The sequence below is a fragment of the Parabacteroides sp. KHUB-03 genome (genome assembly GCF_056640975.1).
The window spans coordinates 3,252,127-3,268,624 of the sequence record NZ_CM153257.1; the positions used below are offsets into that span (position 1 = coordinate 3,252,127).

The window sequence follows — 16,498 nt, forward strand, 5'->3', positions numbered from 1 at the left end:
TCAATCTATACGGCGCAACTCATAATCAAAAATAACACCCTGAGGGTAAAGGCCATCCGTATCGAACTTATTGATAAGTTTACCTTCACGAGAGAAGATGTACATATCTCCGTTAACATCTTTCCCACCAACAGAAACATATACATTTCCTGTCAACGGATCAATATCTATTTCCTGAGGATCGCCATTTATGGCCGTTTCATCTGTCACAAACTTATCAGATATCATCTTCTCTGTTTTTGCATCATACGTAAAGAAATCGTAAGTCGTAGTACCATACTGTTTGTAGATACCGTAAATTGTATCATTACAAATGGAAATAACAGAAGCCGTACGAATTTCCTTCACATCAGAAGAGCCTTTCTTAAAATATTGTAACGTATTTGGAATCAGGGTTGCCGGATCTTTTGAATAATTACCCATAGAAACCACATAAGCATCCCCTTCACTATCGGTAATTACACGAGTAGGGTTGATAATAACTTCTACATTACGTTTTACTTCAAAAGTGTTCAGGTCTACCACAGAGACTGTCTTATCATAATTCGGGCTATTTAATCCGCCGGAATTGGCTGTATATAATACATCGCCCTGAGCAGACAATTTATCAGGGTTCAATCCTACTTTTACCTGTTTGTCTATTTCAAGTGTAGTTGTATCGATACGGGCAACATATCCGTTATACAATGTTGCATATACATAATCGCCTGAAGCTGTCATAGCACGTGGCTTTGCTCCGTTTCCTCCGGCATCTTTCGGTTCGATTGACTTTAACGACTTTAGAGTTGCAGCATCTACAACCTCTATAATCATAGAGTTATAAACCGGAATATAAATCTTTGTTCCATATTGGAAAAATTCCTGGGCAGAATCACCGAGCTTACGACCGTTAACTGTTTCAAAAACATGTCCGGTTATTTTTTTATTCGTTAAGTCATAATAAGATATGCAGCTGTTATTAGATTTTGATTTTCCGCGGTTAATTATATAAAAGCCGGCTGTATATTCAGAAGTTTCCGGTGTCGGACTCGGGGTTGGTATCGGATCATCATCATTATCACAAGCGACAAACGACGTCGACATCAAAGCACATAGCGCCGAAATAAAAAACCAATTCTTTCTCTTCATTATATTATATGTATTTTTGAATGAATATTACATAATAAACGAAACCGTTGCCCTATACGAACGTCCCGGCATCGGATAATACTGGATTACGTCATAATTGATATTACCCAAATTGATTATTTCACCTTGCAGACGTAATTTACACTTGTAGAACTTAAATTCACGATTTACAGAGATACCTTGTTCAACGTACCCTTTGATCAGGTTATCAGAGATATTCTGTGGTAATGCATAACGGTCTCCCACAGCAGTCAGGCTATAAGAAAAATTCACCCACGGATTCTCTACGGACAAAGACAAGGTTCCACTATGTTTCGGGGTATAAGGAATCTGGTCACGATAGTTTTTAGCCTCCTCGTCTGTTATATCAATTGCCCGCTGCCACGTATAAGTTCCTTGCAATACGACATCTATTTTATTGCAAACCGGAATTTCCGTAGACACATTCACATCAATTCCGGTTATCGAAACCTCACCCATATTCATCATCTTCCAAATAAACATAGTGGGCAAAGCTACAATCTTATCCCTCACACGGTTATAATAACCATCAGCCGATACACTTAAATAACGGACATATGAAGCAGGCTGTCCACTCCAGGTAAGCCCCAGATTATATTGTGTTGCACGTTCAGGTTTCAATCCCGTATTTCCGATACGTAAATAATACATATCATTAAATGTAGGGACCCGGAATATATCTTTATAAGAAGCCCTGACACGCAAATTCTGATCTGCCAGAATACGCCATGAAGCACTAACCGCAGGGGACAACCGCTTACGATCGGCCGGCGTATCGCCTGACTTAACTTTTTCTGTTATAAACGTTCCCAACAAACTTGCAGTAGCAGTGAATCTTGAGTTCTTATATTGTCCTGCCAATACAGTAAGCGAAGTGTACCGGGTAGGGAAGGGACATTCCGGCAATGTATTATCCAACGTGTTCACAAAAAAATCTTGAGTAAGAGAAAAAGATACATACTTCAATGGGGTATACAAAGCAGAAGCGGAACCATAATATTCGTTTTGCGTATACCGGTCATCTTGTTTGCCTCCTTCATACTTATTATCCACGTCCAGATGACGCGTCCACGCATAATTATATTTTAACTGGGCTTGCAGAGCAAAACGTTCATTGAATCTGTTTTCGTAATGGGCTTGTGCAAAACCGTTTTTATCCCATAAACGTTCGCCGGCATAGTCATTATACAATATAACAGATCCGGGCAATCCTCTCTCCGAATCGAAATAATACCCTTTTAAACGTAAACTTCCGCCTTTACCAAAATCGCCATATACATTCAATTCCGTACGCCACGTTTCGATATCGCTGTTATAACGTTTTTTCTTTTCTTCCAGTTTTCCGTTCACCAACGTAAAAGGATAGTTTCCGTCGGCCCGCTGCCAATCACCATAAAGAGATACCGCCCATCGGTTTCCCAACTTCTGTTCATAGCGGAGAGAAGGATTTACCATACCAAAAGAGCCGGCTTTCACCTGTGCACGCAGATGGAGAGGAGATAAAGAGAATACAGGTTTAGTTGTCTTTATACTTAATGCGCCAGCCGAAGCATACATACGTGCCGTCTGAAAAATATCATCAGCCTGGCCTATAGACAAAGATACCATTTCTACATTATCCAGTGAAAAACGGCTTATATCCACCTGTCCGCTCTGTGCATCAGTGACAGTCACGCCGTCATAACTTACCGCTGTATGTTTAGCACCTAAACTACGAACAGAAACCGTTTTCAAGCCGCCTATTCCTCCATAATCCTGCACAGTTACACCGGAAAAACGTTTCACCGCTTCCGACAAATCCTGTACACCCAGCCTTTCAATACCGGCTCTATCCATCAACTGAACAGGTGTTGCTTCACGTGTAACGGAGGGACGAGCCTTTTCCACTACTTCCACACCCGAAAGCCGATGATAAGACACAGTATCTATTCCCTGGGCATAAGATACCACAGCGAAAAACACCCATGCACCTATCAGGTACAACATTTTCTTAACAAACATATCCAGCATAATAACTTGGTTTACCAATTCCTTTACCCGAGGAACCGCATAACAAGAATAATGGCAGGTTTTCTGGCTTGTTCTCCTTTGTCGGCCGCCTTCCCAACAGATCGTTAGTGGCAATCAGAAAGGCCGAGGTTTACAGAACTTACAGCTACGGGTACAGCTCCGGTTTTACACCGGATTCCCTTTTACTAACCGTCCGAGAATACGAAACGATTACACCATAATTCGGTTACAAAGATATATGTTTATTTTATTATAACAATGTTATTATTATTCTTTTAAAAACAATCATAGTATTCTATTTATAAAATACGTATCTTGCAAACGGCAAAAGAAGGAGGTTATATGAAACGGGGACATTTACTTATCATATTAATGCTGATTGCATTAAGCATGCAAGTATGGGCACAAAAAGGATTTACCATTATACAAAACAATGAAGGTAAAATAATCGCGATTCCCAAATTTGAAAATTATGAATTCAATATTCCCAAATTCGCTTATAAATCTTATACACCGGCATCTACCCGCGAAATAGAAAACAGACTGCGGGACTTCATCCCCGAGACTCCGCTCACACTGGACGAGCGTCCTATGGATATGCAGATATTATCCGCTGCTTACCGTCCTTTCTTTAATGTATTCACACCTATGTTAAGGGATGTTTCCCCTATGGCACTGGATTTTGACGAAACAACGTTCAAACCAATAAACGACAATGTAGATTTTATGATAACAGGCCGCCAGTTTACCTGGCCGGGAATGGGAGGCATTACAGAAATTGCCCCTCAGATTGCGTGGCATAAAGATAGATGGACTGTTAGTGGCGGAGCATTTGCCGGACGTTTTTTCACACCGCTTAATCCCAGTCCGGGTTTTATGGGAGGAGTAAACACACATGTAAGTTACGAAGCAACAAACTGGCTCCGGTTAAAAGCATGGGGACAATACACAATGTATGATAATGACAACAAAAAGAATTCATTCATGATATATAGCCCGTACATGAATCATTCTGCCGTAGGAGGAGCTATGGAATTTAAAATTACCGACAATTTCGGTATAGGAGCCGGTATGCAATATGAATACAATCCTATGCGGCGAAAAATGGAAAGACAGGTACTTGTTTATCCTATATTCGGTAAATAACAATACTACCAGCTTCCATACTTATTCCATGGATCCCATTCCGGAGGGGTATTACCGTCAGGCATTGTAAATGAATATGTATCTTGCTGATAACCTGTAAGTACACCAAAACCATTATATACATTTGTATATGTTTCGGACGAACTCGCTATATCTCCCCAATTAATATTGCCAATCCAAATGCCAAAACCGCCTACCATCCTGAAATATTGATAATATGATTCAGAAATAGTCTGTAAATGCACTTTATAAGTAACACGCGTCGAAAGCGTATCGCTTTTATATGAATTCTCAACCGGCGCAACAGACAACCTTACGTTATACGGAACCTGTTTTTTTAGCAAATCATCCGTATAAATGCCATAACTTTGATACTGGGAAACCGACGACATATCTGTCATCTGGAATACCGGATCTTCATAATTAACCATCAGGAAAGAGCTATACGGCAAATAGCCGTTTATTAAAAAATAACCGTTTAATCCATATCGAGAAACCGAAATCTTTTCCTCGCCCTTTTCATACTCTACTACACGCTCAACAAGCATCCTGTAATAATGCCGCTCAGATTGTTCCTTTTTCATCCTTACCATAAAACGTAAGCTTTCTATATTATAAAAAGGAGATGTCAGAGAGGTAGACTGGAAACGAACCGTATCTACCGACATAATAGGAGTATAAGGCGGAATCGTTACACCGGATGTGGCCGTTTCATATCCCGGGGCTTGTACTTTCAGAGAGAGCTGGTCGCCTGCACGTACATAACATCCGGCCAACTGATACTGTCCTTTGGCAGTCAATGTATCGGTAGGGTCGTCAATGCACTGCATAATCCCTTTATAATTGTTATTCACATACACATGCACGGTTGCATCCGGTAAATAAATATCAGGAACACTATCCAGCAAAAACCAGGTTTTAGAAATAAAAGCGCTCACCGGTTGATCCGGCGAAACAGAAGCATTCAACACAATTTTAGCCGGTACGGGAGGATAATCAAGTTCTACTTCCCGAATACAAGAAATAAAAGCCAACAGCACGAACCAACTACAAAAAAATAACTTCATTTCTAAAATTTATAGGTATAGGAAATGGACGGCATACAAAGGAAAAGGATCGATTGCTGCAAAACAGCTTTCGGCTCATCTTGTGCGCCTTGTCTCCACACCGCTTTCACAGTGAACGGATTTGGTTGCAAATAAACATTATATACACTCAAATTCCAAATCCCCATCCTTCCATTCTTCTTATAACGATAAAAATTAGCACCTAAATCGAGTCTGTGATATGGGGAAAGTTGATAATTGTTCAATGCGCTGGCACCTTGACCGGGCACTTGTGAAATATCACCCGGAATAAAACCATTATTTATTTGCCCGCCGGCTCCCGAATACAAATATTCAGGTATCGTTATATGATTGCCGGAGGCAAAGACCCATGTGCCGGTTAATTCCACTTTCCGGGAAAGACGGCGCGATAAAACGACATTTACTTTATGACGATTATCATAACGATAAGGATAATGCTCTCCACGATTTACCGAACCGTCCGGAAACCAGCGATCCGACCACGACAAAGTATATCCTATCCATCCGGAAGTCTTGCCAATCTTCTTTTGTACCATAAACTCCAATCCGTAAGAACGTCCTTTACCGATACCTACGCGATCTTCCCAGCCGGTAAAGGTATTTTCGGCCAAAGCATGATCTTTATATTCTATCAGATTATTCATTCGCTTATAGTATCCTTCTAAACTAAAGTCATACGATTTATTCAAATTATAACATAAGCTGGCAGACAATTGATGTGCTCCCATCGGAGGAATGCTACTTGTTACCGGTACCCATATATCTGTCGGTTGGCTGATATATGTATCCGATAGTAAATGAACATACTGGTTCATCTTACTATAAGACAGCTTAGCCGACCAGTTCCGTCCTAATACATAACGGGCAGACAAACGCGGCTGCAGGGAATGATATGTTTCTTTCTGAACCATAAATATCGTATATCGCAATCCGGCATTCACCCGTAAACGGTTCGTCAGGCGCATTTCATCTTCGGCATAAAAAGAAACTTCATGTCCGGGAATCCAGGTTTTAATGGTTAACCCGCCTACAGGCATTTGAGAGCTACTTTCCTTTTGCCAGTTTGTTATCGTAGCAAAGTTATTTTCGGGGTGAAAACTATGATACTGATAATCCGATCCGATACGAAGGCGGTGGTTAACAACCGGGCGATAATCAAAAGAAGTACGCAAACTAACATCTTCTATCTCCGACCTATAGCCGCTTTCAAACACAGACAGAAACTTTTGTCCCGGTTCGGTCGGACTATCCGGAGCCTGTCCCTCATAAATAGTAGTACTGATGGACTCTTTCCATATATGGGAGCGGAAGCGGCTATAACCGGCCATTACGTTGGCAAACAATTTATTATTAATCACATAATTCCAACCGGCCGAACCGATCAGATTTCCCCAACGCCAATGAAAGTCATCCTTATCTTCCTCATGCCTGGATTTTTCTCCGTTTCGGAAAGCATCCTGTCCCATATAGAAGCTCAGATAAAGACGGCTCCGATCCGAAAAGGAATGATTCACTTTCGCATTAATATCAAAAAAGTGAAAACCATACGATTGCTTTGTGTTGCTATCTTTGTTGGTAAAAGCTAGAATCGGTGTTGTAAGCAAATCAATCCAGGTACGTCGTACCGATACATTGAATGATGTACGATCCTTCCAGATCGGTCCTTCCAGATTAGCCCGCGCCGACAGCAAACCGATTGATATATTTCCATGATAATGCTGCCGGTCGCCATCATTTGTACGAACGTCTACAACCGACGAAAGCCTTCCACCATATTCCGCCGGAAAGCTTTCTTTATAAAAGATCGAATTCTTCACTGCATCCGGATTGAATGCGGAGAAGAATCCCAATAAATGATTAATTTGGTAAACCGGATTTCCATCCAGCAAATATAAATTCTGGTCGGCCCCTCCTCCCCGGACAAACAGTCCGGTACTGGCTTCATCTCCTACCGCAACTCCAGGCAATTGTTGTAAAGTTTTTATCAAATCATTTTCTCCCAGCAAAGTTGGCATTGATTTGACTCGCTGCGCAGGCACATCAAAAACACCACTTCTACTGTTCAACACTTCCGAGTCAGGATTCAATCCCCTTACTACAACCTCTTTCAAATTACCGATTGAAGATAAAGACAAATCAACCAACGTATCTTTTGTAAGAATAAAATGTATCTCTCTGGGCTTATAACCTACATAAGAAGTTGAAAGCAGAACCTCGCCGGGCGGAAGCGTTATACTATAAAAACCATAATTATTGGAAACCGAACCTTTACCTGATATTTTTTCTATTATAGTAGCATTCAAAAGACTCTCATACGAAGCAGAGTCCCTAACAAAGCCACTGATAGTAAACAACTGGGGTTTTCGCTTTAGTATTATGTACTGCCCGGTTACCCGGTAAATAACAGGAAGAGCCGAAAACAGCCGCTTTAAACAATAGCTTAACGATTCGTCGCGTACAACCAAGGAAACATCCGGCAGGTCTTTTATCAGGGAAGATTCATACGAAAAAAACATTCCGGTTTGTTTTTCCAGTTCCGACAGTATATCCGGCAAAGGAACCCGTTTCATACTTACCGTAACTACCGGTGTAGATTCGGGTAACTGGGCTTCAATCTGTCCTGACAGGCAAGGTAACATCAGCAAACCCAATAGCCATATAAATAATTTGTATGACATAGGTTTTTATTTCTACTCACCCGCTTCCGGCACCAACCGTATATCCAATGTTTGATTTATCACCATCAGTACTTCATCCAGCGGCATATTATTAAATGATGCGGTTAGTTTAGCATCCGGTTTTGTTATCTTATTCGTAATTTTTACCTGATAATAATTATCCAGATCCTCTATTACTTTATTTATCGGCGCATCAGTAAAACGCAACAAACCGGTTTTCCAAGACAGGTAGTTAGCATCTTCCTCTGTCAGTACAGTTATTCCTTTTTTCTCCATAGAGTAACTAGCCGACATTCCGGCCGTTAATATGACTTGTTCTTTTTCCTTTCCGGCAGTAAAGCTTACTTTACCGGTCTCCACATTCACCTCTACGGAATTTCGTGGAGTTTCAACCTGGAAACTCGTACCCAAAACCCGTATTTCAGCTAAATCAGCTTCTACAAAGAAAGGGCGCGTTTCATTCCGCTTCACCTGAAAAAATGCTTTTCCTTTCATCTCCACAACGCGCCGGTCTTTCCCGTAGTTTTTCACATCATAACGAATCCATGAATCACCTGCCAAAGAAATCAGTGTACTGTCCGGCAGGTAGATATCTTTCTTTTGTCCGGCAACAGTGGAAATAGCTACCCAATCAGGCCGACTCTGTTCCCATACATAAAACGTTCCGATTCCGATAAGCAAAAGTACAACTGCAGCTGCTTGTAACAGATAACGCATAAGAGGGATTCTGCGGCTTACTTTACGACCTGAAGCAAAATTTTCCCAGGCTTTATCCGCATCCAAAGATCCTTCTTTGTAATGTTTGGCTACAAAGCGAATATGTTGTTCTAATTTGTCATCGTACCCGTTGTCCATCATTTTAGTATTACCGCCGGATTACATCCGTAATTATTTTCCTAATTTAAATTTATAGCCTATAGAAAGACTGATTGTATGAAATTTCAAATCGGTCTTTCCATATTCAAACTCCTTTCCAAGAGAAGCGTCATAGCCAATATTCGCAACCAGTTGCTTTACCTCTATTCCGGCTTGAAAAGAAAGTCCCCAGTCAAAAGCATTATAGCCCTGGACTTTTATTGTATTTTCACTGCCTCCCCAAGAGCCATAGCCACCCTCACCATAGCTTTTATAGCCTGTATAATATGTTGACATCCTATCTGATAAAGAAGCCGCAATATATGGTCCTGCCGCTAAATGCAAACGCACATCATCCGAAAGACGGAACGAGAAGTCAGCCAATAACGGTACTTGCAGGAAATTCCGCTTCACCTTCATATTTACTACCCCTGCGTCAGGTTCATTCGGGTCGCCCGCTTCAGGAGTTTTAAAATAGCTTTCACTATATCCGCGTTGTGTAAAATACAAACCGGATTTGAGTGCAAACCATCCGGGTTTAAAAGAATATTCAACACCAATGCCTCCCTTAAACCTAGGGCTCCAGTCATAATTGCCCCCAAAATATACAAACTTATCACCTCCCCGTTTAATGGCAGTCATCCCCAATTCAGGCGTCAGCGACCATTGTTGTGCATTTACGGAAACCACACACATTATCAACATCACAAATAATACCAACTTCTTCATACTCTTTTCCTTTAGTGATTAAACTTTGAAAATCATTTATCACTAAGACAACGAAACCGAAAAAACCCCTACTACGCCAGCCCAAAAATAAAACAATAAATACGCACAACCGTTTCCCGCAAAGCTTTAAGCGCTTTTCCCATCTGGTTTTCAACCGTCTTTACAGACAAATTTAATTCATCTGCAATTTCCTGGTATTTCAAACCATCACGTTTGGAAAGCAAAAATATTTTCTTCCGTTCGGGTGGCAATTTATCAATGGCTTGCCAAAGACGTGCATCTCTTTCGGAACAACGAATCTGTTCTTCTTCCGAAGTATCTTCCATATCCGGCAGTACATCTGTAGCCTGAGCCATTGGCGATTGAGAGATAAAAGAAAGAGAACGATTGCGTACAGCCTGATATAAATAGGCTTTCAGGTTACCAATAAGCAGGCCTTCGCTGTTTTTATCCCACACATCAGCAAAAGCCTGCTGAACAATATCTTCGGCATCATCTAACCGGTCTATATACCGAAGCGCGAACAAACACAAGGGCTTATACAAGCTCTTGAAATTCCGTTCAAATTCTTCAGTAGTAAATGCTGCCATGCAAAAGGCTATTAATCTGCGCGGAAACCTATAATTTCACGAACTTCGCGTAAAGTCTTCGCTGCATTCTCGCTTGCTCTCTCCGCACCCATACGGGCTACTCTATTCAAGTAGTCATCGTTTGCAGCAATATCAAGGATACGTTCGCGAATCGGAGCACAGAAACTGTTTATATCTTCCGCCAGTTGTTTCTTCATATCGCCATAACGGATTTCGCAATTATTATATTTCTCATTAAAATAATCGTATGTATCCTTAGTAGATACAATTTCCATCATGGTAAAAAGATTAGCTATCGGTTCCGGCTTTATACTATTCGGCTCCGTTGGCCCCGCATCGCTAACGGCTTTCATTACTTTCTTCTTAATCGTTTTTTCGTCGTCAACCAGATAGATAGCATTTCCTTCACTTTTACCCATCTTTCCGGATCCATCCAGTCCAGGCACTTTTATAGCCTTTGCAGACATGTGGAAAGAAGCCGGTTCCGGGAAAAAGTCCACATTATAAGTAGAGTTGAAACGGCGGGCAAAACGACGCGCCATTTCCATATTCTGCTCTTGATCTTTGCCAACAGGCACTTTTAATGCCTTATGTATAATAATATCGGCAGCCATCAATGTAGGATAAGTCAATAAACCGGCACTTACACTATGCTTGTTGCCTTCGTTGAATATCTCTTTTTCCACATCACTATCGTCATTACTGTCGCGGTTAATATGAAGTTGTTGACGGGCTTTATCTTTGAAAGAGGCCGTGCGCATCAATTCTCCGATACCGGCATTCATATTCAAATAAAGATACAGCTCTGCAACTTCACGCACGTCGCTTTGCATATAAATAGTTGCCTTTTCCGGATCTATGCCGCAAGCCAGATATTCGGATAATATAGTTTTTACACTCTTGCGTAAGTTTTCAGGATGCGGATGTGTGGTCAACGAATGCCAGTCAGCAATAAAGAAATAGCAATTATACTCATCCTGCATCTGCAGAAAGCTCTTTACTGCTCCGAAGTAGTTACCTAAATGCAGGTTACCGGTTGGCCGTATGCCACTTACAACTGTTTCCATTTTCGTTCTGTTTTATAATTCAATGGTCGCAAAGATAATAAACATTATATAGATTAAAGGTCTATAGCTCTTATTTCTACGAGAACCTAAAGTTATACTATCCGCAAACAAGACAAATAAAACAATTAAAAATCAAATGATTAAACATAAACAGAGAGTCATTATGTAAACCAACAGAAAAATGACTTTTTCTTTTAAAATATTTTTATTATACTTACATCGTTTTATCAAAACACATAAACAAGGAGAAAAGCTATCCTTTATTTGTAAGCTATTTATATTATAAGCCCATTGCCGATTTAAATTTATATTTTATAATGGAAGATAGCAGAATTAGGCATAGCAATAAAAAGGCATCTTAAATTCATCCTGATGATTTTGTGAAATGATCCCGATGAAATTATAAAATCATCGGGATAAACCGGAAAGATAAAAAAATCAATAAAAACAACTTTATAACAAGTAAAGCATCATTTTATAAGTTTCCTTCATCAATATCGAAGTCCATTGTTTCATCAATGATTAAACGATATCCTTTTCCTCGAACATTTTCTACTTTCAAAACCGGAATTTTAGCGATAGATTCACGAAGCCTTTTAACGGATTGTGTCAATCTATTGGTAGGATCGGCCAACTTCCCCCACAATGCTTCAACTATATCTTCATAACTCTTATAATAATCAGGGCTGTAGAAAAGTAGTTTTAACAAAAGCACCGATTGATCCGTCATATCATACCTCATACCGGCAAAAGAAATCGCACAATGGTCTGTATCTAAAATAACATCCTGAGTTATACGAATCATACTTGCCGGAAGTTCTGAAACATCCTTAGGATTATCCGCACTCTCGGATACCTTATCTTCGTGTGAGTTGGTCTCCAAATTAAATATCCTATTCTTATTGTAATACATTGTCCCAAATAAAGCCAGCATTACTGCAACCCATACACATAGCAGAATAAAAAACGGACCTTTGTGTTTCATCAAAATACAATATGGATAAATTTCAATAAAAGCTTGGACAAGAATTTCCTTTTGTACACCCAATTCTATTTTGCCTGTAGAATAGGCATGAACTGAAACAGATGCAAAATTACTACTGACATGTTCTATGTTCCGAACTTTATCTACATACAGGACACCAGTCTTTGCTAATATATCGTCTTTCTTTAGCTCATCCTGAAAAAGGCTATCTAAGGAATTCACCTTCATTGGATTTTTTATGAATAAAAGAGACTGAACCGCCATTTCCTGTCTATTCTCCACTGATAAGTTTTGAATAACATTTGTAGACTTCTGATTTACCAAACCTCTTTCTTTATTAACCACAACCGAATCTTTACTAACTGCAGGATCAATTGTAAATGAATAGAAAACATTAGCCTCCTCTAATCGTTTATTCATATCTAAAGATAATGACCGATAAAACACACCTATCGCTTCCTTTTGAACCTCATCATATGTCTTTCTATAAATAACATTAAACTCAATAATAAAAGAAACACAAACTAATAACACAACCAGTGAAACAATCAACGTATTTGGAATTGTTTTCTTTCCCATCTATATTTTATTTTTACCACAAAGATATAAATTGTTGTAACAAAGAAAAATAAGAAATTAACAAACCATGCCAATAAACTAAATGTCATTAAAATGTAATTATTTTTAGCGACTTTTTTACTCTTTATAAAATAAACACCTAACGGAATAGCAAATTTGAGTAAAGCGTAGCGAACAGACTGAAAAAGCGTTCGTTACGCTATATTTTTCTCTTGTTCAAAAGCCAAGAAGAGACAGAATATGGACAAACGCAGCAAAAGTTCAGTTACTTTATCATTACCCGTGCGATGATGCAAATTTCTTGCGAAACCTAAATTTTGCATCGTTTGGCGTTATGTGTCGTATCTGTCGGTAACTCACTATGAATTAATTTTGTAACCAAAAAAAAGTGAGTTATGAGAAGTACATTTAAGGTATTGTTCTACGTGAAGAAAGGCAGTGAGAAACCCAACGGCAACCTGCCTTTGATGTGTCGCATTACGGTGGACGGAGAGATTAAGCAGTTCAGTTGCAAGATGGATGTTCCCTTGCGCCTGTGGGACGTGAAGAACAACCGTGCTTCGGGTAAGAGTGCCGAAGCGCAAAGAATCAACCGTGCCGTTGACAAAATCAGAGTGGAGATAAACCGCCGTTATCAAGAGTTGATGCAGACGGACGGTTATGTCACTGCTGCCAAGTTGAAAGATGCCTATCTCGGCATCGGTATCAAACAGGAAACCTTGCTAAAACTGTTTGAACAACACAACAGCGAATTTGCCAAGAAAGTGGGACACAGCAGGGCAAAAGGAACATTCCGACGTTATGTTACCGTCTGCAAGCACATCCGTGAGTTCCTACCCCATACCTACAAGCGTGAAGATATTCCGTTAAAAGAGTTGAACCTCTCGTTCATCAACGACTTCGAGTATTTCCTGCGTACTGAGAAAAAATGCCGCACCAATACCATTTGGGGCTACATGATTGTGCTGAAACACATTATTTCCATAGCGAGGAATGACGGTCGTCTGCCGTTCAATCCCTTTGCAGGGTACATCAACTCTCCCGAAAGCGTGGACAGAGGGTATATTACGAGAGAGGAGATACACACAATGATGAACACCGATATGCCCGACAAGACACACGAGCTTGTCAGGGATTTATTTCTGTTCTCCACCTTTACAGGTTTGGCATATTCCGATGTCAAGAACCTTACGGAAGACAACCTGCAAACATTCTTTGACGGAAATCTGTGGATTATCACCCGAAGAAAGAAAACTAACACGGAATCCAATATCCGATTGTTGGATGTTCCCCGAAAGATAATAGAGAAGTACAGGGGTATGACAAGAGATAATAAAGTATTCCCCATGCCGAGTAACACGACTTGCAACAAGAAGCTGAAAGCCATTGCCAAGTTGTGCGGTATAAAAGTCCACTTGACCTATCATGTAGCAAGACATTCGGCAGCGACCACTGTGCTGTTATCCAACGGAGTACCCATTGAAACCGTCAGCCGACTTTTGGGACATACCAACATAAAAACGACCCAAATTTACGCAAAAATCACAGCCCAAAAGATTAGTCAGGATATGGAAACATTGTCGCACAAACTGGAGGATATGGAAAAGAACATTTGCAATGCCATTCAGTAACCCTTAAATCAAACGATAATGAAAGAGGAAAGAAACATCATAACAATGAACGAGTTCGGCAATGTAGTTATGCCGAAAGATATACAGGCAACCGCCATGAGTGAGTGGGAGCTTTGCGAGTTGTTCAATGTAACCGCCCCGACTATCAGGGCAGGGATAAAGACACTCTGCAAGAACGGCATTCTGAATGAGTGTGAGATAAGGCATACCATCCGACTGTCCGACAAGTGCAGCATGGAGGTTTACAGCCTTGAAACGATAATCGCCCTTGCGTTCCGTATCGGCACATACAGTGCGAAGCAGGTGCGCAATGCCGTTCTTGAAAGACTGTACTTGCGAAAAGAGAAAACAAGCATCTTCTTTTCGCTGAACACCAACGGCATAGCCAAAGCCGAATACTTCTCGTAGCTGAATTGGTTGCACGACTGACGGAATCCATTCATTCAGTCACGAATAGAGTAATCAAGCCAGCGTGTCAGCATATAATCTGACCGACATATCAACAGGAACTCCAATTTTTTCTCCCGAAAAGCGTAATCCCCACATTCGTTTTTTGGGAGTTTTTTCGTCTGTCCTGCCCGACTTCCGTTCCAAACCATTGAAAGTTTTTTCTTCGGGGGCTATTTGTCACCGTTCTGCCGCGTTTTGCGTAACAACTTATCCGATAAATGCTTATACTTTTGTAGCTGGTATTTTTCAAACTTAAAACCATTTGATTATGTCAGCTAACAAACAACAAGACAGCCACAGACCGCCATCGGATGGTGGCATGGCAAAGGAGGAATTCATCCGAGTGGGGACTACGCTTTACAAGATTGTGGAGCAGCCCAAACTGAACGGAGGGTATGTAAGGAAACGCATAGCATGGAACAACGAAACCCTGCGCCAAGACTACGGCAAGGACTACATCGGCAGCGTTCCCAAGTATGACGGCTTCTGCACCGTACCCGAACACATCGGCTACCATCCCGTGGTCGGCAAGTTCCTTAACCTCTATGAACCGATAGACCACCAACCTAAAGAGGGCGATTTCTCGCATATCCAATCTTTGGTAGGTCACATCTTCGGGGAGCAATACGAGTTGGGCATGGACTACCTACAACTGCTCTACTTGTACCCCATTCAAAAGCTGCCTATCCTGCTGTTGGTATCAGAGGAACGCAACACAGGCAAAAGCACATTTCTGAATTTTCTAAAACTCCTATTTCAGAACAATGTAACCTTTAACACCAACGAGGATTTCCGTAGCCAATTCAATTCCGACTGGGCCGGCAAACTGCTTATCGTGGTGGACGAGGTGCTGCTCAACCGTAGGGAGGACAGCGAGCGGTTGAAGAACCTAAGCACCACACTTTCCTACAAGGTGGAAGCCAAAGGCAAAGACCGTGACGAGATAGCGTTTTTCGCCAAGTTCGTGCTATGCTCCAACAACGAGTACTTGCCTGTAATCATTGATGCAGGGGAAACACGCTATTGGGTACGCAAGATAGACCGCTTGCAGTCTGATGATACCGACTTCCTGCAAAAGCTGAAAGCGGAGATACCCGCCTTTCTTCATTTCCTGCAACACAGAACACTATCCACCGAAAAGGAAAGCCGTATGTGGTTTGCTCCATCGCTGTTGCATACCGAAGCCTTGCAGAAGATAATCCGCAGCAACCGTAACCGACTGGAGATAGAGATGCACGAGCTGATACTTGACATCATGGATAGTGTCGGCACGGACACATTCTCGTTCTGCTACAACGACATTCTTCTGTTGCTGGTACACTCGCAGGTAAAAGTGGAGAAGCACCAAGTCCGAAAGGTGTTGCAGGAGTGTTGGAAACTTACGCCTGCACCCAACGGACTGACCTATACCACCTACCAATTCAACTACAATCGGGAGTGTCGGTATGAGCCTGTAAAACGGGTCGGTCGTTTCTATTCTGTCACGAGGGAACAACTTGAATCCCTGTAATATCATTCTTTTTTTTGTTGAATTGATGAAT

General features: G+C 41.0%; 13 protein-coding genes and 1 riboswitch. Of the genes, 4 read left to right on the forward strand and 9 right to left on the reverse strand.

Annotated features, from left to right (window positions below):
- Entirely contained in the window at positions 1–1,128 is a 1,128-nt protein-coding gene (locus ACYIB7_RS14000; RefSeq protein WP_480337495.1) for a YncE family protein, read from the reverse strand.
- A gap of 27 nt (positions 1,129–1,155) precedes the next feature.
- Positions 1,156–3,159 carry a TonB-dependent receptor gene (locus ACYIB7_RS14005; protein WP_480337497.1) on the reverse strand — a complete coding sequence of 668 codons (2,004 nt, stop codon included), beginning with the start codon at positions 3,157–3,159 and terminating at the stop codon, positions 1,156–1,158.
- 36 nt (positions 3,160–3,195) lie between these two features.
- Positions 3,196–3,394: riboswitch (cobalamin riboswitch) on the reverse strand.
- 107 nt (positions 3,395–3,501) lie between these two features.
- On the opposite strand from ACYIB7_RS14005, the gene ACYIB7_RS14010 reads away from it, so the two are divergent.
- Positions 3,502–4,305 carry a hypothetical protein gene (locus ACYIB7_RS14010; protein ID WP_103984416.1) on the forward strand — a complete coding sequence of 268 codons (804 nt, stop codon included), beginning with the start codon at positions 3,502–3,504 and terminating at the stop codon, positions 4,303–4,305.
- Between the two features lie 5 nt (positions 4,306–4,310).
- Here ACYIB7_RS14010 and ACYIB7_RS14015 read toward each other — a convergent pair whose 3' ends face one another.
- The 7 genes from ACYIB7_RS14015 to ACYIB7_RS14045 all read right to left on the reverse strand — a co-directional run bounded on the left by ACYIB7_RS14015 (position 4,311) and on the right by ACYIB7_RS14045 (position 12,876).
- Entirely contained in the window at positions 4,311–5,372 is a 1,062-nt protein-coding gene (locus ACYIB7_RS14015) for a DUF4249 domain-containing protein (RefSeq protein ID WP_103984399.1), read from the reverse strand.
- Positions 5,373–5,374: 2 nt separating this feature from the next.
- Positions 5,375–8,071: a TonB-dependent receptor gene (locus ACYIB7_RS14020; RefSeq protein WP_103984400.1), complete on the reverse strand. Its 2,697-nt coding sequence runs from the start codon at positions 8,069–8,071 to the stop codon at positions 5,375–5,377.
- 12 nt (positions 8,072–8,083) lie between these two features.
- Positions 8,084–8,929, reverse strand: coding sequence for a FecR family protein (locus tag ACYIB7_RS14025; protein ID WP_103984401.1), 846 nt, complete (start codon positions 8,927–8,929; stop codon positions 8,084–8,086).
- A 30-nt stretch (positions 8,930–8,959) separates the two neighbouring features.
- On the reverse strand, positions 8,960–9,655 hold the full coding sequence (locus ACYIB7_RS14030; RefSeq protein WP_103984402.1) for a porin family protein: 696 nt from the start codon (positions 9,653–9,655) through the stop codon (positions 8,960–8,962).
- A 71-nt stretch (positions 9,656–9,726) separates the two neighbouring features.
- Complete coding sequence (locus tag ACYIB7_RS14035; RefSeq protein WP_099464529.1) at positions 9,727–10,245, reverse strand: RNA polymerase sigma-70 factor; 519 nt, start codon at positions 10,243–10,245, stop codon at positions 9,727–9,729.
- Between the two features lie 11 nt (positions 10,246–10,256).
- Positions 10,257–11,312, reverse strand: coding sequence for a tryptophan--tRNA ligase (gene trpS / locus ACYIB7_RS14040; protein WP_103984403.1), 1,056 nt, complete (start codon positions 11,310–11,312; stop codon positions 10,257–10,259).
- Between the two features lie 475 nt (positions 11,313–11,787).
- Complete coding sequence (locus tag ACYIB7_RS14045) at positions 11,788–12,876, reverse strand: winged helix-turn-helix domain-containing protein (protein ID WP_480337499.1); 1,089 nt, start codon at positions 12,874–12,876, stop codon at positions 11,788–11,790.
- A 395-nt stretch (positions 12,877–13,271) separates the two neighbouring features.
- Here ACYIB7_RS14045 and ACYIB7_RS14050 point away from each other — a divergent pair, with 395 nt between their 5' ends.
- The 3 genes from ACYIB7_RS14050 to ACYIB7_RS14060 all read left to right on the forward strand — a co-directional run bounded on the left by ACYIB7_RS14050 (position 13,272) and on the right by ACYIB7_RS14060 (position 16,467).
- Positions 13,272–14,507 carry a site-specific integrase gene (locus tag ACYIB7_RS14050; protein WP_016564205.1) on the forward strand — a complete coding sequence of 412 codons (1,236 nt, stop codon included), beginning with the start codon at positions 13,272–13,274 and terminating at the stop codon, positions 14,505–14,507.
- An 18-nt stretch (positions 14,508–14,525) separates the two neighbouring features.
- Positions 14,526–14,915, forward strand: coding sequence for a hypothetical protein (locus ACYIB7_RS14055; protein ID WP_016564204.1), 390 nt, complete (start codon positions 14,526–14,528; stop codon positions 14,913–14,915).
- 310 nt (positions 14,916–15,225) lie between these two features.
- The gene (locus ACYIB7_RS14060) at positions 15,226–16,467 is read left to right on the forward strand and encodes a primase-helicase family protein (protein WP_016564203.1); all 1,242 of its coding nucleotides are present in this window, start codon (positions 15,226–15,228) and stop codon (positions 16,465–16,467) included.
- The last annotated feature ends 31 nt before the right edge of the window (positions 16,468–16,498 follow it).

What these genes read in the sequence shown, in the direction of transcription:
- trpS (WP_103984403.1), bottom strand. Translation starts at nt 11,312, where the DNA reads ATGGAAACAGTTGTAAGTGGCATACGGCCAACCGGTAACCTGCATTTA.
- ACYIB7_RS14005 (WP_480337497.1), bottom strand. Translation starts at nt 3,159, where the DNA reads ATGCTGGATATGTTTGTTAAGAAAATGTTGTACCTGATAGGTGCATGG.
- ACYIB7_RS14000 (WP_480337495.1), bottom strand. Translation starts at nt 1,128, where the DNA reads ATGAAGAGAAAGAATTGGTTTTTTATTTCGGCGCTATGTGCTTTGATG.
- ACYIB7_RS14020 (WP_103984400.1), bottom strand. Translation starts at nt 8,071, where the DNA reads ATGTCATACAAATTATTTATATGGCTATTGGGTTTGCTGATGTTACCT.
- ACYIB7_RS14055 (WP_016564204.1), top strand. Translation starts at nt 14,526, where the DNA reads ATGAAAGAGGAAAGAAACATCATAACAATGAACGAGTTCGGCAATGTA.
- ACYIB7_RS14050 (WP_016564205.1), top strand. Translation starts at nt 13,272, where the DNA reads ATGAGAAGTACATTTAAGGTATTGTTCTACGTGAAGAAAGGCAGTGAG.
- ACYIB7_RS14015 (WP_103984399.1), bottom strand. Translation starts at nt 5,372, where the DNA reads ATGAAGTTATTTTTTTGTAGTTGGTTCGTGCTGTTGGCTTTTATTTCT.
- ACYIB7_RS14045 (WP_480337499.1), bottom strand. Translation starts at nt 12,876, where the DNA reads ATGGGAAAGAAAACAATTCCAAATACGTTGATTGTTTCACTGGTTGTG.
- ACYIB7_RS14030 (WP_103984402.1), bottom strand. Translation starts at nt 9,655, where the DNA reads ATGAAGAAGTTGGTATTATTTGTGATGTTGATAATGTGTGTGGTTTCC.
- ACYIB7_RS14010 (WP_103984416.1), top strand. Translation starts at nt 3,502, where the DNA reads ATGAAACGGGGACATTTACTTATCATATTAATGCTGATTGCATTAAGC.
- ACYIB7_RS14060 (WP_016564203.1), top strand. Translation starts at nt 15,226, where the DNA reads ATGTCAGCTAACAAACAACAAGACAGCCACAGACCGCCATCGGATGGT.
- ACYIB7_RS14035 (WP_099464529.1), bottom strand. Translation starts at nt 10,245, where the DNA reads ATGGCAGCATTTACTACTGAAGAATTTGAACGGAATTTCAAGAGCTTG.
- ACYIB7_RS14025 (WP_103984401.1), bottom strand. Translation starts at nt 8,929, where the DNA reads ATGATGGACAACGGGTACGATGACAAATTAGAACAACATATTCGCTTT.